At 50.3% G+C, this 18,586-nt stretch carries 15 protein-coding genes; 8 read left to right on the top strand and 7 right to left on the bottom strand.

What is annotated here, in order from left to right:
• Window positions 1-6: 6 nt before the first annotated feature.
• Window positions 7-894 (top strand): sugar phosphate isomerase/epimerase family protein, encoded by an 888-nt coding sequence (locus AB2U10_RS12215; protein ID WP_367915313.1) that lies wholly within the window; start codon window positions 7-9, stop codon window positions 892-894.
• Window positions 891-2,192 (top strand): c-type cytochrome domain-containing protein, encoded by a 1,302-nt coding sequence (locus tag AB2U10_RS12210; RefSeq protein WP_367915314.1) that lies wholly within the window; start codon window positions 891-893, stop codon window positions 2,190-2,192. Before AB2U10_RS12215 ends, AB2U10_RS12210 begins: the two co-directional genes overlap by 4 nt.
• 78 nt (window positions 2,193-2,270) lie before the next feature.
• Here AB2U10_RS12210 and AB2U10_RS12205 read toward each other — a convergent pair whose 3' ends face one another.
• Entirely contained in the window at window positions 2,271-3,098 is an 828-nt protein-coding gene (locus tag AB2U10_RS12205; protein ID WP_367915315.1) for an AAA family ATPase, read from the bottom strand.
• Window positions 3,099-3,229: 131 nt separating this feature from the next.
• On the opposite strand from AB2U10_RS12205, the gene AB2U10_RS12200 reads away from it, so the two are divergent.
• The 6 genes from AB2U10_RS12200 to AB2U10_RS12175 all read left to right on the top strand — a co-directional run bounded on the left by AB2U10_RS12200 (window position 3,230) and on the right by AB2U10_RS12175 (window position 10,673).
• Window positions 3,230-4,108, top strand: a complete 879-nt coding sequence (locus AB2U10_RS12200; RefSeq protein WP_367915316.1) for an EamA family transporter — start codon at window positions 3,230-3,232, stop codon at window positions 4,106-4,108.
• A gap of 138 nt (window positions 4,109-4,246) precedes the next feature.
• A complete protein-coding gene (locus AB2U10_RS12195) occupies window positions 4,247-4,816 on the top strand; it encodes a DapH/DapD/GlmU-related protein (protein ID WP_367915317.1) in 570 nt (189 codons plus the stop codon).
• A 97-nt stretch (window positions 4,817-4,913) separates the two neighbouring features.
• Window positions 4,914-5,669, top strand: coding sequence for a type 1 glutamine amidotransferase (locus AB2U10_RS12190; protein WP_367915318.1), 756 nt, complete (start codon window positions 4,914-4,916; stop codon window positions 5,667-5,669).
• Window positions 5,666-5,995, top strand: coding sequence for a DMT family transporter (locus AB2U10_RS12185; protein WP_367915319.1), 330 nt, complete (start codon window positions 5,666-5,668; stop codon window positions 5,993-5,995). Before AB2U10_RS12190 ends, AB2U10_RS12185 begins: the two co-directional genes overlap by 4 nt.
• 41 nt (window positions 5,996-6,036) lie before the next feature.
• Window positions 6,037-9,372: a DEAD/DEAH box helicase gene (locus AB2U10_RS12180; RefSeq protein ID WP_367915320.1), complete on the top strand. Its 3,336-nt coding sequence runs from the start codon at window positions 6,037-6,039 to the stop codon at window positions 9,370-9,372.
• Between the two features lie 20 nt (window positions 9,373-9,392).
• Window positions 9,393-10,673 carry an NAD(P)/FAD-dependent oxidoreductase gene (locus AB2U10_RS12175; protein ID WP_367915321.1) on the top strand — a complete coding sequence of 427 codons (1,281 nt, stop codon included), beginning with the start codon at window positions 9,393-9,395 and terminating at the stop codon, window positions 10,671-10,673.
• Between the two features lie 3 nt (window positions 10,674-10,676).
• Here the strand turns inward: AB2U10_RS12175 and dxs are convergent, their stop codons facing one another.
• From dxs to AB2U10_RS12145, 6 genes are all read right to left on the bottom strand, one after another.
• Window positions 10,677-12,605 carry a 1-deoxy-D-xylulose-5-phosphate synthase gene (dxs, locus tag AB2U10_RS12170; RefSeq protein WP_367915322.1) on the bottom strand — a complete coding sequence of 643 codons (1,929 nt, stop codon included), beginning with the start codon at window positions 12,603-12,605 and terminating at the stop codon, window positions 10,677-10,679.
• Between the two features lie 4 nt (window positions 12,606-12,609).
• Window positions 12,610-13,521, bottom strand: coding sequence for a rhomboid family intramembrane serine protease (locus AB2U10_RS12165; RefSeq protein ID WP_367915323.1), 912 nt, complete (start codon window positions 13,519-13,521; stop codon window positions 12,610-12,612).
• 35 nt (window positions 13,522-13,556) lie between these two features.
• Window positions 13,557-14,222 (bottom strand): rhomboid family intramembrane serine protease, encoded by a 666-nt coding sequence (locus AB2U10_RS12160; protein ID WP_367915324.1) that lies wholly within the window; start codon window positions 14,220-14,222, stop codon window positions 13,557-13,559.
• A gap of 6 nt (window positions 14,223-14,228) precedes the next feature.
• Window positions 14,229-16,043, bottom strand: a complete 1,815-nt coding sequence (mutL, locus tag AB2U10_RS12155) for a DNA mismatch repair endonuclease MutL (protein ID WP_367915325.1) — start codon at window positions 16,041-16,043, stop codon at window positions 14,229-14,231.
• A gap of 188 nt (window positions 16,044-16,231) precedes the next feature.
• Complete coding sequence (locus tag AB2U10_RS12150; RefSeq protein ID WP_367915326.1) at window positions 16,232-17,074, bottom strand: BRO family protein; 843 nt, start codon at window positions 17,072-17,074, stop codon at window positions 16,232-16,234.
• 124 nt (window positions 17,075-17,198) lie between these two features.
• Entirely contained in the window at window positions 17,199-18,452 is a 1,254-nt protein-coding gene (locus tag AB2U10_RS12145; RefSeq protein WP_367915327.1) for a serine hydrolase, read from the bottom strand.
• Window positions 18,453-18,586: the final 134 nt, after the last annotated feature.

Genomic DNA, 18,586 nt, shown 5'->3' with positions numbered 1-18,586 from the left:
AAAAAAATGAACAGAAGAGAATTTATGGGCCACTCGGCCGGAGGGGCCGTGGCATTGACGATGGCCGGGCCGGCAGTGACCCGTCTGCAGGCTGAAGTGCTGGTGCTGGCAACCAACTGGGGATTTGAAGGCAATACTTATGCTTTCTGTAAAAAAGCCCGGGAAGCCGGCTATGACGGCATTGAGGTGTGGTGGCCGGGCGATCCGGGAGAAAGGCAGCGCCTGCGGGAGGCATTGAAAGAGCATGATCTGAAGGTGGGTTTTTTGTGCGGAGGCAGCGGTGCAGATTTCAGGACCCACCTGGAGCAATACAAAGGAGCCGTGGAGCAGGCGCTGGAATGGGATCCTCTTTATATCAACAGCCATTCAGGGAAAGACTTTTTTACATTTGAACAAAACAGCCGCTTCATTGAATTCAGCCTGGAAAAGAAAGGGCCGACCGAAATACTGCACGAAACGCACCGCAGCCGGATGTGTTATTCCGTTCCGGTAACGACCGCTTTCCTGAACCGTTACCCGGAAATGAAGCTGACGCTCGACATCAGCCACTGGACCAACGTGCACGAATCTCTCCTCGACGACCAGGCGGAGGCGGTGAATAATGCCCTCCGGCATACCCGGCATATCCATGCCCGGGTGGGTCACCAGGAGGGGCCGCAGGTGAGTGATCCGAGGGCACCGGAGTGGGAAGATGCGGTGAAACATCACCTGGAATGGTGGGATACCGCTGTAAAACACCAGTTGGAAAGCGGTAAAAAGCAGATCACATTCCTGACCGAATTTGGCCCGCCCACCTACCTCCCCACACTGCCCTATACCCGGCAGCCGCTGGTGAACCAGTGGGAGGTGAATGTGTATATGTTAAACCTTCTGAAGGCCCGGTACCGGAAATGATCGGAAAACTTCATCCTCTCCTGGTCCATCTGCCCATCGGTTTCTTTTTCCTGGCCCTGTTGATACGGGTCCTTACCGGGCTGAAGAAAATTTCGGTTTCGGAATCATTTTTCAGATGGGTATTGCCGGGCACTTTCCTGGTCAGCCTGCTTAGTGCGGGTACGGGCCTGCTGCTGGCCGGGTCAGGAGAATACGATGCGGCTACGCTGGACCGCCACCGCTGGCTGGCCCTGCTTTTCTGCGCCCTGCTTGTTCCGCTCTTATTGACGCGAAACCGGGTTCAGGATGTACTTTGGGCTGTAACCCTGGTTATTCTTACCTTAGCGGGGCACTATGGCGGCACACTCACCCACGGTACTGACTTTCTGCAGGCTGCCGCCGTACCTGAGAAGCACGTTATTGCCGATGTACAGGAGGCCGTGGTGTATGAAGAGCTGGTTCGGCCCATCCTGGAAAAGAAGTGCTATTCGTGCCACGGCAGCGGTAAGCAGAAGGGTAAGCTGCGGCTGGATTCTCCGGAATTCCTGTTGAAAGGGGGGGAAGACGGACCTGCTTTGGAAGCCTTTCACCCCGGCAAAAGCCTCATGATGATGCGTATGCTGCTGCCGGATTCAGACGAAGACCACATGCCGCCCAAAGGGAAACCGCAGGTTACCGACGAGGAGAAGGCATTGATAGAATGGTGGATCCATAACGGAGCTGATTTCCGGAAGAGAAGCCGCGAGCTTGCGCAGGAGGAAAAGATACAGAAAATACTCCATGGCCTGGAAGCACCCGCAGGAGAAGAACAGGAAGGGGTAATTCCGGAGAAAGAAGTGAAAGCCGCTTCTGTAAAGGATCTGGAGATATTGAAAAAAGCCGGTATCCTGGTAAATCCTGCCGGCCTGAATACAAATTACCTGGAAGTCAATCTCAGGGGTATTTCTCCCGGAAAAGCTGAGCGGGGAGCCCTGGAAAACCTGAAAGACCAGGTGATCCGGCTGAATGCCGCCGGTGTGCAGCAGGTGGAAGAACTGCCGGAGGTCATCGGGAAGCTGGAGAACCTGCGGGTTTTGCATCTTCAGCGTACGCCGTGGAGCGATAAGGAGATGATCGTGCTGAAGGGCTTGTCGCATCTCCGGGTATTGAACCTGAGCTTCACACGGGTGACAGATGCGGGTGTGAAAGAGTTGAATGAACTCAGGCAGTTGAAAAGGCTCTACCTGTTTGGCTCCGTAATACAGGATAAGGAGGGTGTTATCCAGGCTCTGCCACACGTGAATACCGATACCGGCGGGTATCATCCGGAGCCTGTTTAACCCTATAAGACATATAAGGCACATAAGATATAAGTAAGAAATGGGTTGCATGAACTTATATGCCATATAGGGTTATATTCAATATATGGGTTTATTCAATGCTTCGATATATCTTTCCGGGGCCTCCATAAAAGCCTTGGTTAACCGGTAATGATCGGTTTCCGTATAATGGCGCCCGGTGATGGTCCCGCTATCAAAATGCAGGATCTGGGCATCCGGCATGGCCATGATGATAGGAGAATGGGTGGCAATGATAAACTGGGAGCCTTTTTCTTTTACGGCATCCATGATGATCTTGATCAGGCTTAGTTGCCTTGCGGGAGATAGGGCGGCTTCGGGTTCATCAATCAGGTAAAGTCCTTTGCCCGTGATGCGCTGGTTAAAGAAACGAAGAAAACCTTCGCCGTGCGACATGCCGTCGAAGTTTTCCGTATACCGGTCGGTGTAGCCTTGTCGCTCTGCTTTCAGGGTGGCCAGGGCTCTTTCCAGGTCCCCGCCGGTCCAGCTATCCCGGATCTCCTGAATTTCAGCATCCAGCTCTGCTATGCTTCTCAGGATATTTTTTACAAAGCCCAGGAAATCTTCAGCCCGCACAAAAAAGCCGGCGGTGGTTTTTTCTCCGAACCGGAGGCTCATCATTTTACCCAGCCGGCGTGCCGGTTCCATGAGCGGATCTTCCTCCAGTGAAATCCCGCCTACAGTAGGTACGCGGGCAGCATAGGCCAGGGCCTCCAGGAGGGTGGATTTCCCCGAGCCGTTTTCTCCCACCAGGAAGGTGACCGGCCGGGTTAAGGAAATGGCCGGCAGGTTTTCTACCAGTTCCAGTGTAAACGGGAATACTTTTTCGTCGGGAATATTTCGCAGTCCGAAGCCGTTAAGAATCATGTTCCGGGTAAAATAAATCACAAAGTTAATTTAAACCGGATAGGTTGTATGGCTTCCGTAAAGTTAATCCGGAAGGATATGCGTAGTTTTGCCCCTTCAAATTTTTAACGGGTATGGGTAACGCGGCAGTTTTAACACCAAAGCATCTTCTTTTGGCTCTTTTGATTGTTATTGTCTGGGGACTTAATTTTATTGGTATATACCTGGGCTTAAAAGAGCTTCCCCCCTTTCTTTTTTGTACCCTCCGTTTCGGACTTTCGGCATTGCCCTTTGTTTTCTTTCTGCCTAAGCCGAAGGCCCCGTTAAAATACATTCTCGGCTTTGGCGTATTTAATTTTGCCTTGCAGTTCGGGCTGCTTTTCAGCGGCATTTACCTGGGATTATCTCCGGGCTTATCTTCGCTTGTTCTCCAGGTGCAGGTATTCTTTTCCATAGGCCTGGCGTTTTTGTTCTTCGGGGAAAAGCCGGGTTTCTTAAAAATACTGGGCTCGCTGATCTCGTTTGTCGGCATCGGGGTTGTTGCCTCCAACGTAGGCGGAGATGTTACCATCACCGGGCTTGTATTGACCTTGCTGGCTGCCTTCTCCTGGGCCGCCGGAAATATGTTTACGAAGAAAGTAAATGCCGATTCCCCGCTGTCGCTGGTGGTTTGGGGCAATCTTGTGGCGCTCCCGTTTATGATGGCGGCCTCTTTTTTCATAGACGGTAAAACGGCTATAGTGAGTTCATTTCAGCATATGTCGTGGGTTACCCTGGCAGCGGTAGCCTATGTGGTTTACGTGTCTACGCACCTGGGCTACGGTCTCTGGGGCTTCCTGATGAAAACCTACTCCACATCAGCGGTGGTTCCTTTTACTTTGCTGATTCCGGTGGTGGGTTTTCTGAGCTCGGCCCTGTTTCTGGGTGAGCACCTGACTACCTGGAAGCTCTGGGCCTCTCTTTTTATTATGGGCGGACTGATCTTCAATTTATTCGAAAAGCAGATCGGAAAACTGACGGAAAGGGTAAAAATGAGCTTCACGGCAAAATAAGACAGGAGAAAAGTTTTACATTTGTATGAGAGCCGGAAGATGTGATACCGGCCGGAGAATACACATTCATCCGGCGGAATCATCGCTTGGTCATGTATAAAAACAGCTTGATAAGCCGGAAGCCTTTTTGAAAGAAAAATGATGACAAACGATAAAGATATTTTTGAGCGGTTGCAGAACGGTGAAATCATACCGGCCGGTGACCCGCAGGCTTACCGGATGAGGGAGGCCTCTTATGCTACGAAAAAGCTGCTCATTCAGATGAACAATTCTTCTGATCCCGCAGAGGTCAGGGAATTATTAAGCCGGATCACCGGATCGGAGATTGACGAAAGCGTGGCCGTGTTTACGCCCTTGTACATCAATTACGGAAAGCATACCCGGATCGGTAAAAATGTATTCATCAATTTTGATTGTACTTTCCTGGACCTGGGCGGCATTACTATAGAAGACGGCGTACTGATTGCCCCTAAGGTCAGCTTATTGTCAGAAGGACATCCGCTGTCGCCTGATGACCGGCACGCGCTTATCCCCAAGCCCATTCATATTAAAAAGAATGCCTGGATCGGGGCCGGCGTCACCATACTCCAGGGTGTAACCATCGGTGAAAATGCAGTTGTGGCTGCAGGCGCGGTGGTTTCAAAAGATGTTCCCGATAATACAGTGGCAGGGGGGATTCCTGCTAAGGTGATACGGACTATTGAATAAATACAGGCCGGGAGATTATGCGGAGAGAACCCCGCCTAATCTCCGCATAATTTGCGGAGATTAATCTGTATTTTTGTATAAACAAAAACACAGAACAGTGCATATTCATTTTATACAACACGAAGTCTTCGAAGCACCCGGTGCCTGCCTGGAATGGGCAAAGGACAGAAAACATGACATTACATTCTCAAAAGTCTATGAGAATCAACCTTTGCCCGAAACGGCAGATAATATCGATATCCTCATCGTAATGGGTGGCCCTCAGGACCCCGGCACAACCCGTGAAGAATGCCCTCATTTTGATGCACATGCCGAAAAAGCCCTGATACAAAAAGCAGTAGAGGCCGGCAGGGCAGTAGTAGGAATCTGCCTCGGTTCTCAACTTATCGGTGAGGCATTGGGAGCCCGGTTTGAGCATAGTCCTGAAAAAGAAATAGGGGTATTTCCCATCCGGCTTACAGCAGATGGCTTGAAAGATGAAAAGCTGAATCACTTTGGGGCAAGCCTGGCGGTGGGGCATTGGCATAACGACATGCCCGGCCTTACTCCACAGAGTAAAGTAATGGCCACAAGTGCAGGTTGTCCGAGACAGATAGTGGCCTACAGTAACCTTGTTTACGGCTTCCAGTGCCATATGGAGCTTACACCCGAAGTGGTGGAACTGCTTATTGCGGAGGAACTGGATTTCCTGGAAAACAATACGGTTCATGCGTATGTACAGAAACCAGAGGAAATCTGTAAGCACAACTTCAGCGAAATGAATGAAAAACTGTTTCAGTTCCTCGATAAACTTGCAGAGGAATACAGGCTGACATCTTCTCTATTTCCGGACTTAGAAAAAACTAAAAAATGAACTGGATTATTTTAATTCTTGCAGGCCTCTTTGAAGTAGCTTTTGCATTTTGCCTGGGTAAGGCAAAGGAAACCACCGGAAATGAAATGTATTTCTGGTATGCCGGATTCCTGGCAGCACTGAGCATAAGCATGGGACTTTTGATCAAAGCCACCCAAACACTGCCTATCGGTACTGCTTACGCCGTATGGACGGGCATCGGAGCCGTGGGTACGGTACTGGTAGGTATCTGGGTGTTTAAAGAACCGGCGGGCTTTTTGCGGTTGCTTTTTCTTACCACGCTGATCGGTTCTATCATTGGACTTAAGGCCGTATCTTCGCATTAATAACGCGTGGTTTACCTTATTTCCTGCTTACTGGCAACGTTATGACAGGCCCGGTCAGAGAATATATATTACCCGATACAGACATCGGTACACTTTCCGTATTGGAGCTGCTCAGGCATACGCAAAACGGTAGCTTTATCGAAAAGAAAAACTTTTCTGATATTTACCCGCTTGCCCTGGAGTTGAATGCCGGTGTTTTTACCAAAACGGCTGCTGCTGTGGGTTTTCCGAACGTTTCGGTCAGCCGGCGGGGTAGCTCGCTGGTTTCTTCCTGCTCCTGTGAGCATGAAGGCCAGAAGCTTTGTGAGCACCAGGCCGAGATTATCTATTGCCTGCTGGAAGAAAGAAACTACCGGATATTCTTTGACCATGCTTTGCGTCATAAGACTTTGCTGGAAAGGGCCAGGGGCTATGGCCTGGAAGCTGAGCCCAACCTCGATGCCTATTTCCGGTTGACCTATACAGAAGGCAAGCTGCATGTGGAAACCAGGGTAAAAGAGCTGCTCGCTATAGATGGTCAGATGCTCAGGAAAACACTGATCCCTCCGGCAAGACCGGTGGTCACTGACCTGGCCGCCCGTGAAACCGGTAAAAGACCGGTGCTGGTGATCAGCAGGCACCGGTACTACAACCACCTGAATTTCCTGCTGATGGAAGCGGAGGTAACGCAGACCGGGAAAATCAAAAATCCCGTAAGTCCGGTTGATCCTGCGCAGCGCCTCTGGAAAACCGATAACCCGGCAGAGCTCAGGTTCTATGCCGCAATGATGACTTTCCGGAACCAACAGCAGGAAGACCCTGCCGATGCAGTGCCGGAAGCATTACGGCAAATTACCGCTAATCCGCTGAACCTGGAGGTTTACTACCACGACAGGGGCATTTCAGAAGCCATTTCAGCCCGGTCACTGGTCGTTTCGGGACTGAACGTACTGAACGCGGAAATACAGCTCACGGTCTTTAAAAAAGAACCCTTTTATGAGGTTACGGGCGAGCTGCTGTTCAACGATATTTCCCTGCCGTTCAAAAATGTGGTGTTCCGGAATGACTATTTTGTACTTCACCAGCAGGTTTTCCACCTGATAAGTCATCCTGACCTGCTGCGGGTGGTACGGTTTTTCAAGGCCAATCACGAGATCCTGCTGGTACACGCTTCCAAATACGACGAATTCCTGCAAACCGTGCTGGCCCCGCTGGAGCAGCTGGTGCATATTAACTACAGCTATATCCGCCGGGCCACTCCCGCGCAGCTGGCTGAAAAGAGCTTTCAGACCGAGCGCATTATCTACCTGCAGCAGGAGGGAAATTTTGTTTCTCTTACACCGGTAATGAAATACGGCTCGCGCGAAGTGCCCGTATATTCCCGCAAGCAGCTCCGGGACACCGACCAGAACGGCAACGAGTTTACCATTGAACGCGACAACGAAGCGGAGGCCCGCCTGACCGCGCTGATCATGAGTCAGCACCCTGAATTCAGGGAACAAATAAAAGAGCATCACTATTTTTACCTGCATAAAGACAAGTTCCTGGATGAGCAGTGGTTCCTGGACGCTTTTGACGTATGGAGAGAAGAGGGAGTGACTATCCTGGGATTCAACAAGCTTGAGAAGAACACGCTCAACCCGCACAGGGCCAAAGTCAGCGTGACGGTCAACTCGGGTACCGACTGGTTCAATGCCCGCCTGAAAGTGCGTTTCGGAGATAAAGAAGCCTCGCTGAAGCAGGTGTACCGGGCTATACGGAACAAAAGCCGGTTTGTTCAGCTTGACAACGGCACCCGGGGCATTTTACCCGCAGAATGGATCCGTAAAATTGCGGGGTATTTTCGGCTGGGAGAAATAGATGAGGAGCTGCTTAAGATTCCGAAAGTGAACTTTTCAGAGGTAGAAGAGCTTTTTGAAAAGGAAGTGCTGAGCGGGCAGGTGCAGCACGAAATTGCAGCATACCGCAGGCAGCTTTCCCTGCCTGTCCCCGAAGTGCCGGTTCCTGCAGCACTGCAGGCAGAGCTGCGGCATTACCAGCGGGAGGGACTGAGCTGGCTGAGCCATCTCGACAACCTGAACTTTGGCGGCTGCCTGGCCGATGACATGGGGCTCGGGAAAACCCTGCAGATCATTGCGCTGATCCTGCTGAAACGGGAGAAGTACGGCCCTGCCACTCACCTGGTTGTAGCACCTACCTCCCTGCTGTTTAACTGGCAGGAGGAGCTGGAAAAGTTTGCGCCTTCCCTGAAAGTAGGCGTGCATCACGGCGCAGGCAGGCAGAAGCACACAGAAGGTATGCACCACAATGAGGTAGTGCTCACGAGCTACGGTACCATGATGGCCGATATCCGTTTTCTGAAAACATTCCGGTTTGATACGGTATTCCTGGATGAATCGCAGGCCATTAAAAATCCCGGCTCGGAACGTTACAAAGCGGCCTGCCTGCTGCAGTCGCGTAACAGGATCGTGCTGACCGGCACTCCTGTGGAAAACAATACGTTTGATCTTTACGGGCAGCTTTCTTTTGCCTGTCCGGGCCTGTTGGGAAGCCGGCTGCATTTCAGGGAAATATATTCTACCCCCATCGATAAATTTGAAAGCAGCAGGCGGGCGTTTGAGCTCCGGCAGAAAATCAGTCCTTTTATTCTGCGCCGCACCAAAAGACAAGTGGAGCAGGAGCTGCCTGAAAAAACAGAAATGGTGATCTACTGCGAAATGAATGCTGAGCAGCGAAGGGTCTACGATGCCTGTGAGAGGGAACTGCGGGAGTTTATCTCGGTGACTGACGAGGAGGAGATTCGTAAAAACAGCATGCATGTGCTGAAAGGTCTGACCCGGCTCCGGCAGATCTGTAATTCCCCGGTATTGCTTAAGGAGGGGTACCCGGGAGAAAATGCAGTGAAGATCGACGTGCTGAGCGAGCAGATCGTTAATACGTCTAAAGAACATAAAATATTGGTGTTTTCGCAGTTTGTGGGAATGCTGGAGCTCATCAGGGCGGAACTGGAGGAGAGGGACATCCCTTTTGAATACCTGACCGGGCAAACAAAAGACCGGGGAGCTAAGGTAAGGAACTTCCGGACAGATGCCGGCATCCGTGTTTTTCTCATCAGCCTGAAAGCAGGTGGCGTCGGACTGAACCTCACAGAGGCAGACTATGTTTATCTGGTAGATCCCTGGTGGAACCCGGCGGCCGAAAACCAGGCCATCGACCGGGTTCATCGCATCGGGCAGGATAAGAAGGTGGTGGCTGTGCGGTTGATCTGCTCCGGTACTCTTGAAGAGAAAATCATGCATCTTCAGCAGAAAAAGAGCCGGTTGGCCCGGGATCTGGTCAGGACAAACGCTGATTTCCTTAATGGTTTGTCAAAGAGCGAGTTACTGGAAATTTTGTAGAACTTCTTAAACAATCCCGTATGAACAGGAAAATAGTGATCATCGGTGGCGGATTTGGCGGAATGAATCTTGCGAAAAGACTGGCAGGGGTAAAGGGCATAGAAGTGATGCTGGTAGACCGGAATAATTATAATTTCTTCCCGCCGCTCATTTACCAGGTAGCCTCAGCGTTTATTGAACCTTCCAATATCAGCTATCCTTTCCGGAAGATGTTCCAGGGGAAAGGCAATATACGTTTTTACCAGGCAGAATTTTTGCATGTAGAGGCAGAGGAACACCGTATCCATACCGACCGTGGCGTGCTTTCTTACGATTACCTGGTCTTTGCCCAGGGCACGCAAACCAACTACTTCGGGCTCACAACCATCAGTGAAAAGGCCCTGCCTTTAAAAAATATTGAAGACGCGCTGAAAATCAGGAATACCATCCTGAACCGGATGGAACAGGCCTGTAAAACGCGCGATCCGGAAGAAAGGCGGAAGCTGCTGACCTTTGTAATTGCCGGCGGGGGGCCTACGGGTGTGGAACTTTCGGGCATGTTATCAGAGATGAACCGGCATATCCGTAAAAAAGACTATCCCGAACTGACCGATGACCCCATGCACATTTACCTGGTAGATGCTGCGCCCACCTTGCTGGGAACCATGAGCCGGAAGTCACAGGAAGAAACCCTTGCCTCACTTGCTAAACTGGGGGTAAAAATCAGGCTTTCGTCTGCGGTTAAAGATTTTAAAGAAGAAGTGGTTTACCTTTCAGATGGCAGTGAAATAACTGCCGGCACGCTGATATGGGTTTCCGGGGTAATGGCCAACGAGGCAAAAGGATTACCCGCAAGCGCCGTAGTGAAAAACAGGCGGTTAGCGGTAGATGAGTTTAACCGGGTGAAAGAAACCACCGATATTTTTGCCATAGGTGATATCTGCTACCAGGATACCGACAAGCCGTACCCGAACGGCCATCCCCAGGTGGCCCAGGTAGCTATACAACAGGGTATCCTGCTGGCAAAGAATCTTACAAACAAGGTGAACGGTGCGCCTCTCCGGCCTTTCCGTTACGTAGATAAGGGCAGCATGGCTATCATCAGCAAGTACAAAGCCGTGGCCGAGCTGCCGGTAGGCTTTTTCAAAGGAATTCCGGCCTGGTGGATGTGGCTGCTTATCCATATCCTGCCCATTGCAGGGTTCAGGAATAAGCTGAAGCTGGTGAGCAGCTGGCTCTGGAATTATATTTCGAACGACCCCACCCTGCGGCTGATCATTCCGTCAGGCGATACCCGTAAAGGCAGTCCTGACCGGTTATAGCTCTTACAGGGTCTGATTGACCGGGGTATGCAGCATGGCATTCACAGCCCGGAGGATACCTTCCGCATCAAAACCGCATTCGGCCCAAAGCTGGTATTGTTCCCCATGCTCTACAAGGCGGTCGGGAATACCCAGGCGTTTCACCCGTGAGGTGTAGCCGTTGTCGGTCATGAATTCAAGAATGGCAGAGCCTATTCCGCCCTGCAGGCAGCCGTCTTCTACCGTGATAACATTTTCAAATTTCCGGAATACTTCGTGCAGAAGCTCTTCGTCAAGGGGCTTGGCAAACCGCATATCGTAATGGGCAATGCTGTGCCCGCTGTTCCGGATGGCTTCAGCAGCCTCATTCCCGATAGGGCCGAAAGAGAGTATGGCCAGCTCATCGCCGTCTTGCAGTTTGCGGCCTTTGCCTACGCTTATCCGGGAAAAAGGCCTGCGCCAGTCGGGCATAACGCCTTCCCCTCTCGGGTACCGTAGGGTAATGGCCTGTTTGCCGCTCTGAAAGCTATCTGACTGGGCCAGGAACATCAGGTTGCGCAGCTCTTCCTCGTTCATGGGGGATGCTACCACCATGTTAGGAATGCAGCGCATATAGGCAATATCGTAGGCTCCGTGATGGGTGGGGCCGTCGGCACCGGCAAACCCGGCGCGGTCGAGGCAGAAGATGACCGGCAGGTTCTGGATACACACATCGTGGATCACCTGGTCATAAGCCCGCTGCATAAACGAGCTGTAAATGTTGCAGAAGACGGTCAGCCCCTGCGTGGCCATCCCGGCAGAAAGGGTTACGGCATGCTGTTCGGCAATACCCACATCAAAAGCCCGGTGTGGCATGGCCTTCATCATAATATTCAGGGAAGAGCCGGAAGGCATAGCCGGGGTGATGCCTACAATTTTCGGGTTTTTCTCCGCCAGCTCCACCAGGGTGTTTCCGAACACATCCTGGAACTTGGGAGGCATCGGGATGGTATGTACCTTCTTTTTGATCTCACCCGTTACTTTGTCGAAGAGGCCGGGAGCGTGCCATTTGGTCTGGTCTTCCTCGGCCGGCTTGTAGCCTTTTCCTTTTACGGTGATGCAATGCAGGATTTTCGGGCCGGGGATATCCTTCAGATCGTTCAATACGGAAACCAGGTGGTCAATGTCGTGACCGTCAATGGGACCGAAGTAGCGCAGGTTCAGGGCCTCAAAAATATTGCTCTGGCTCAGGAGCGCTCCTTTTACGGCGTTTTCCACTTTGGCTACTACTTCACGCGCACTCTTACCGAAAGCGCTGAACTTGCCCAGGAGGTTCCAGACATCGTCTTTGACCTTATTGTAGGTTTTTGAAGTGGTGATGTCGGTCAGGTATTCTTTCAATGCCCCCACGTTGGGGTCAATGGCCATGCAGTTATCGTTCAGGATGATCAGCAGGTTGGCATCTTTCTCCATACCGGCATGGTTCATCCCTTCAAAGGCCAGTCCGGCGGTCAGGGCACCGTCGCCGATCACCGCTATATGATGTTTGTCTCTGATCCCGTTATGCCGGGAGGCCATGGCCATGCCCAATGCGGCAGAGATAGAGGTGGAAGAGTGGCCTACGCCGAAAGAATCGTACTCACTTTCTTTCATTTTCGGAAACCCCGAAATGCCGCCGTACATGCGGTTGGTAAAGAAAACGTCTTTCCGGCCGGTAATGATCTTGTGGCCGTAGGCCTGGTGGCCCACATCCCAGATGAGCTGGTCATAGGGCGTATTAAAAACATAATGAAGGGCCGTGGTAAGCTCCACTACGCCCAGGCTGGCTCCGAAATGCCCGCCGTTAACAGACACCATATCAATGATGTATTGCCGGAGCTCCCGGCAGAATACGGGGAGTTGCTCGGGAGTCAGTTTCTTCAGGTCATCGGGAGTGCTGACCTTTTTCAGGAGTTCGCCTTGGTTTATTATCATGTTTTTAATCTGCACTCTGGCTGGCTTTGTGCAACCTGTTTTTTTCTTCATTCGTGAGGCTGGAGTAGCCCCCTTTGTTTATTTTGTCCAGCAGATAGTCTATTTCCTCTTCTGTAGGAATGGTCTCCTTGTTGAACTCACTGAATTTAATGATCTTGCCCTTGTCAACGCTCTTATTCTGGCTGTATTTCCGGAAAACAGAACGTTTTTTAGGTTGAAGGACCTCCGTCACCCATATAGAGAAACGTTCCAGTCCGTAGGTCAGGTTAATGCCGGTTCTGAGCAGCTTCATTTGTACGTAACCGAATACCGCTCCGCCCAGATCCAGTACACCCAGGGGTGGGTTCCTGAAAATAGACAATACCAGCAGGGCCAGTACCAGGAGGCGGGTTTTGATCCTCATGGTGAAGAACATGATCTCGCTTTCCGGGTTCAGCGCCACATAGGCATACATGAGGGCAAACCCGCCGGCAGAAGCACCGTACAGGAAGCCGTTAAAATTAAGTTCTTTATTGAGCAGGGTGAAAAATCCCCATACCAGCATAAAAAAAACGATGGCCGCGTAAGAACCCGCCAGGTAGGTGATGAGCATTTTCCTTCCCCCGATAAAATCGGCCAGCATGTTCCCGAACCAGTAAATAATGATCAGGTCAAAGAGCATGGAGAAGAGGCCGTCCTGGGTAAAGGGGTGGAAGAGGAGGGTCCAGGGGTGCCGGATCAGCTCCATAAAACTGCTCCCGGTAAGGTAATTCCGGGAAACGGTTTCGGCAGTAAGTACGGCATCAGGAAAAAGGCCTACCCCGAATTTGATCAGGGTAAATCCAAAGAAAACAACCAGGTTGATGATGATCAACTGGGTAGCCTGGTTGCTGTTTCTTTTGAAAACGTCCACTATGTCAGTGAAAACTTTGCCCATTTAGGATGATTTGCTTACCGAAAACAAGTACGAATTTAATAAAAGTTTCTTTTTTTGAAGCTAAAAAACTGCAATAAAATAAAACCGGTGATCAAACCGCCGATGTGCGCCCAGTGCGCAATACCCGTGGCGGCGCTTCCGAATGCCTGTACAAGTTCGAAAATGGCATAAAGCGCTACGAAATATTTTGCCTTGATGGGCACCGGGAAGAAGAGCAGGAGCATTTCAATATTGGGAAACAGCATGGCAAAAGCAACGAGGATTCCGAAGATAGCCCCTGATGCACCTACCATGCTTTTTATAGACAGGTAGTGGATCTGCGCATCACTTTGCGAGGTTTGAAAGAAAGCAAGGTAATCCATTCCCATATTGAAAAATGCGGCTCCGATACCGCAGATAATGTAGTATTTCAGGAATTTCCCCGATCCCATGTAGGCTTCAATGGCGGGTCCGAAGATCAGCAGGGCAAACATGTTGGAAAACAGGTGCATGTAGGTATCTCCGCTATGCAGGAACATGTAGGTGATGATCTGCCAGGGCTTGAAATTGGGGTTCCACAGCTCGGGCGCACCGGGTAAAATAGGGTTATGGAAGGAAAAAATCTGCCGGATAAAGTCATCGGGAACCATATTGGCCAGCAAATGGATCACGATATTGACGATCAGCAGGTTTTTTACCATCGGAGTTATATTCGAGAACATATCTTTCTAGTTTAATTTTCCGTTATTAAAAATGAGTTCGCCTACTTTATCCAGGGCAAGGATGGTCATGACGGGTTTGCCGTCAGGGCTGATAGCAGGCATAGCGGTTTCGAACAGCTGGTCAACCAGGTTGGACAGCTCGGTTTTATGGAGGGTTTTGCTCATCCGGCCGGCATATTTTTTGGCCAGGGTGCGGGCCAGTGTTTCTTTTTTGTCGGGCGTACGGTTATTTTCGTTTTCCTTGAACGACTCCAGGATGCTCCTGAAGAGAACGGCCTCGTCTTCGTCAGCAAACTGCGAGGGTACCCCGTTGATCAGGTAGGTGTTCGTGCCGAATTCTTCTATGCTGAAGCCGATGTTCCGGATCATATCGATGATGTCGAGGCTCAGGGCGTAATCCAATGCGCTTAGCGTAACGGTTTTCGGGAACAGCAGCTGCTGGGAATGGGCCTGAGGGGACTGGATTTCTTTCAGGTACTTTTCATAGAGCACCCGCTCAAATGCATGGCGCTGATGAATGATCATCAGTCCGCTTTTTACCTGGGTCAGGATATACGTGTTATGAATCTGGATGATCTGGGTTTCGTCAGGGATATCCTCCGTGCAGTTCAACTTGCTTGAAAACAGGACCTGTTGCTGGGGCTCGGCCTCGGTATTGACCGATGAGCTGAAAGACTCAAACATTTTCTCCCAGTTCTCCAGGTTATCGCGCTTGTTCATTTCAGAGGCGCGGTAAACGGTGGCCGGCGCCGGGCGGGCAGGCCGTTCAGCCGGTGCGGGGGCAGAGAAATGAACCAGGTTGATATCGGCATCAAAATCAATGCTGGGGGTGAGGTTATATACCCCGATCGACTGCTTCACGGCTGAACGCAGAACGGCATAAATGGCCTGCTCGTTATCAAACTTGATCTCTGTTTTGGTGGGGTGGATGTTGATATCGATATTTTCCGGGTTGATTTCCAGGAAAAGCGTGTAAAAAGGGTAGGTTCCCTCAGGGATAGCCGATTCAAAGGCGCTCACTACGGCATGGTGGAGATAGGCGCTTTTAATGAAGCGGTGATTTACAAAGAAATACTGGTCGCCCCGCGTTTTTTTAGCCGACTGGGGTTTACCCACATAGCCGGTAACTTTCACGATGTCGGTTTCTATTTCACATTTGGCCAGCTGATCGCGGTACGATTTATCGAGGGTGTCGGTAATGCGCTTGCTGAGCCGGGCTGCGGGCAGGGTGAGAATTTCAATGTCGTTATGAAAGAGCGTAAACTGCACTTCCGGGTGTGCCAGGGCTACCCGTTGAAACTCTTCCAGGATGTGTTTCATCTCCACCGGGTTGCTTTTAAGGAATTTCCGGCGGGCAGGAACGTTGAAAAACAGGTTTTTTACGGCAATGCTGGTGCCCGGTGCGGTCTGGATGAATTCCTGTTCTTTTACTTCCGATCCCTCAATACGCACCAGGGTGCCCAGTTCATCCTCTTCCCTGCGGGTGCGCATTTCTACCTGGGCCACGGCAGCGATAGACGCGAGGGCCTCACCGCGGAATCCCATGGTACGGATATTGAAGAGGTCGAGCGTTTCCCGGATTTTGGAGGTAGCGTGCCGCTCAAAGCTCATGCGGGCGTCAGCCGGAGACATGCCCGAGCCGTTATCGATCACCTGGATCAGGGCCTTTCCCGAGTCTTTTACGATCAGGGTGAGCTGGGTGGCGCCGGCGTCAATGGAGTTCTCCAAAAGCTCTTTCACCACCGATGCCGGTCGCTGAACCACCTCACCGGCAGCGATCTGGTTGGCCAGGGCATCTGAAAGAAGTTTTATTTTATCCATTCTGTACTATTTACTGCCTGCCTGAGGGCAAATCATGCAGATCAGCTGCAAAGTTCTTGATTTTTAAGGGAAAAACCGAATCCTGTCCCCGGGAAGTTCTAAATTAACAATAGTCAAATATTTGCATAATTTCATAAATATCTAACAGCTGTTCTCAAATTAAGCGTGCTGACGAACCAGAGGAGGAGCTATCTCTTTTCATTTAGTTTTTTCTTTTCAGTGGCTGGTGGTAAGAAGTTTTCAGATGTTACCACTTTTTGCCCTGTCTTTTGCTCTAATGCAAGTCTTGCATCTTTGGCAATTTTCCCTCCTTTTTTCCCGGCTATTGCATTTTGCTGAACACCTTTTGCGTTTTCAGTTTCTGCAATTTGCCGGGTAGAAAGTTCCGCCAATGCTGTAAATATGAGCTCAGCCTCATTCATGTGGTCTCGCAGGTTTTGGCTTTGTAATCCTTTTAAACCTTTATGTTCCTTTACGGTCAATCCTGTCCACTCCTGATGAATGATATTGGTAAGCAGTGCAAATTCATCTGATTTTTCAACCCCACTTTGCTTCCAATAGTCGGTAAGTTTGTTTCGGGTTTCCTGCCCCGACATACGTTGCTGTATCCATTTTTCGCTTCTCCCGAGCTTTTGCCAATTTTCTCTTGCTCTGTCTATGCTTTGTTCGGGGTCAGCAATTTCCTGCATACGTTCGTAGCCTACTTTTGCCAGCCATTGCTTAAAAGGTTCGGCTTTGGGGGAAGGAACAGATTGAATGATACGAAGTATAGTTTCAGTATCGGCGGTGTCGGTTTCACGCATTTTTCCATCTTCAGCTTGCATTTTCAACCGTACGATTTTATCGTACGCTTCACTTCCCTCTGCTGTCAGCTTCTTTTTCAGGTCAGACCAATATCGCTTTGGAATGCTGCTACCTGTCAGAACTTCGATTACATCAATTACAGAAAAATACCATTTTTCCTGTTGTTCATTCCAATGGGTGCGGACTTGCTTTTGTTCAAATATTTTTATGGTGTTTTCTTCGCTCATTTTTGTGGTATTGTTGTGAAAGACAAATATACAAAATAACTGATCAATGTAAAGCTGATGTCATATAGTTAAGAATCGGTTATTCTTCCGGGTCATCCTTACTTTGGAACAGAGAGAATAAACCTCAATTATCTACTTCAGATTCCTTCAAAGCAGGTCTTCCGTCATTTACCCTTTGTTCATAATCTATCTTAAATGCACTGAGGTCCGGTGGGTAAGTTCGTTTCCTGGATAACTCGTGGCGGTAGATCGTTTGTCCGAGCTCGTACAGAAACGGGTAGCCCAGTTCGTTGTAGTCGTATTTACCGTCATTCAGCACCTCGTCTTCGTTGACATAGACCGTAGCTGCCAGCATGTATTCTACCCGGTGGTCAAAATCTGCCACATACGAGGCATCGGTCAGGAATCCATAAGCCCAGCCCACCTTATTGAAAATACGCAGTCCCGGCGGCTGTTGCAGCACGGTACTGTCGCGAAAGAAAAATTTAGCATACGACGGATAAAAATCCTTTTCGTCATATTTCGGGTAATTGGTCTCTCCGGGTGATTGTGACAGGTATTGGTAAAGAAAACGGTAGTCCTCATCATCGAGATGATATCTCTGTTCGGGCGAAAAAGACATCGGGAACATCAGGCGCTGCAGGATCTGCTGCAGGTCAGAAAGCGGTAAATTATTGGCCCGGCTGAAGTCCATCCCTTCAGGAATCAGCGTGTTATTGCTGTAATGTGCGTTGCCGATCAGGGGCAGCTGCGGGTATTCAAACGAGATAGTGCTTGTTTCCGGTGGCTGTGCATAGAGCAGGCTGCTGTCTGCCCGTAAGAACCGGAACGGGTTGGAACGACGGTTTTGCTCCTCATCGTTCGGTTCAAAACGACGTGTGATACGCACCTGATTGTGCCCCAATTGCCACAACCGTTTGTTCAGGTACTCCTGTCCTGTGAACTGGTAAAGGCGATTATACGCCTCGTTCTCGCTAACCAGCATAGCCTGCCTGATCAGGTGGGCCAGGGTGGGCTTTCGGCCGGGAGCGCCCGGTTCTTCTGTCAACGGCCTCTGGCCTCTGAAAGCACTGTCGATCTGCAGCCAGGTATCCCGGGTAACTCCCCCGGGAAGGCCATGGAGCTTCTCCAGGGCAAGTATAGCGGCCGGTAGCTTAACGGTTGATGCCGGGTTAAAGTAAGGATGGACGTCTGTCTGAAAAGTATGATGCGTAAAGTGAGGAACATTATCCTGATCCCGGTCTATGCGCGTATAAATGATCTGCACACGATATTTTCCGGGGTTATCCATCACCTGCCGGAACCGGGGATGGGTATTCCCGGCCAGCAATTCTGCGAGAAGCGGGGAATTTTGTGCGTGTACCTGCGGTATAATCACAACTAAATAGGGTCTGCTGGGAAAGTCATTTGATTTACGCTACCAATTTTGTTTGATATGGATGATGGTTTCCCATTAGATTACTATTTTCTCTCGTACATTGAGTGAATCCAGATAGCCATAGGGGGCTACCC

The organism is Leadbetterella sp. DM7 (assembly GCF_040829825.2).
In the GTDB taxonomy this organism is placed as follows: domain Bacteria; phylum Bacteroidota; class Bacteroidia; order Cytophagales; family Spirosomataceae; genus Leadbetterella.
This window is presented reverse-complemented; position numbering and strand designations above follow the sequence as displayed.

Excerpts from the sequence above, each read along its gene's own strand:
- AB2U10_RS12160 (WP_367915324.1), bottom strand. The coding sequence starts at position 14,222 with ATGTTCTCGAATATAACTCCGATGGTAAAAAACCTGCTGATCGTCAAT.
- AB2U10_RS12195 (WP_367915317.1), top strand. The coding sequence starts at position 4,247 with ATGATGACAAACGATAAAGATATTTTTGAGCGGTTGCAGAACGGTGAA.
- AB2U10_RS12165 (WP_367915323.1), bottom strand. The coding sequence starts at position 13,521 with ATGGGCAAAGTTTTCACTGACATAGTGGACGTTTTCAAAAGAAACAGC.
- dxs (WP_367915322.1), bottom strand. The coding sequence starts at position 12,605 with ATGATAATAAACCAAGGCGAACTCCTGAAAAAGGTCAGCACTCCCGAT.
- AB2U10_RS12150 (WP_367915326.1), bottom strand. The coding sequence starts at position 17,074 with ATGAGCGAAGAAAACACCATAAAAATATTTGAACAAAAGCAAGTCCGC.
- AB2U10_RS12185 (WP_367915319.1), top strand. The coding sequence starts at position 5,666 with ATGAACTGGATTATTTTAATTCTTGCAGGCCTCTTTGAAGTAGCTTTT.
- AB2U10_RS12180 (WP_367915320.1), top strand. The coding sequence starts at position 6,037 with ATGACAGGCCCGGTCAGAGAATATATATTACCCGATACAGACATCGGT.
- AB2U10_RS12210 (WP_367915314.1), top strand. The coding sequence starts at position 891 with ATGATCGGAAAACTTCATCCTCTCCTGGTCCATCTGCCCATCGGTTTC.
- AB2U10_RS12215 (WP_367915313.1), top strand. The coding sequence starts at position 7 with ATGAACAGAAGAGAATTTATGGGCCACTCGGCCGGAGGGGCCGTGGCA.
- AB2U10_RS12175 (WP_367915321.1), top strand. The coding sequence starts at position 9,393 with ATGAACAGGAAAATAGTGATCATCGGTGGCGGATTTGGCGGAATGAAT.
- mutL (WP_367915325.1), bottom strand. The coding sequence starts at position 16,043 with ATGGATAAAATAAAACTTCTTTCAGATGCCCTGGCCAACCAGATCGCT.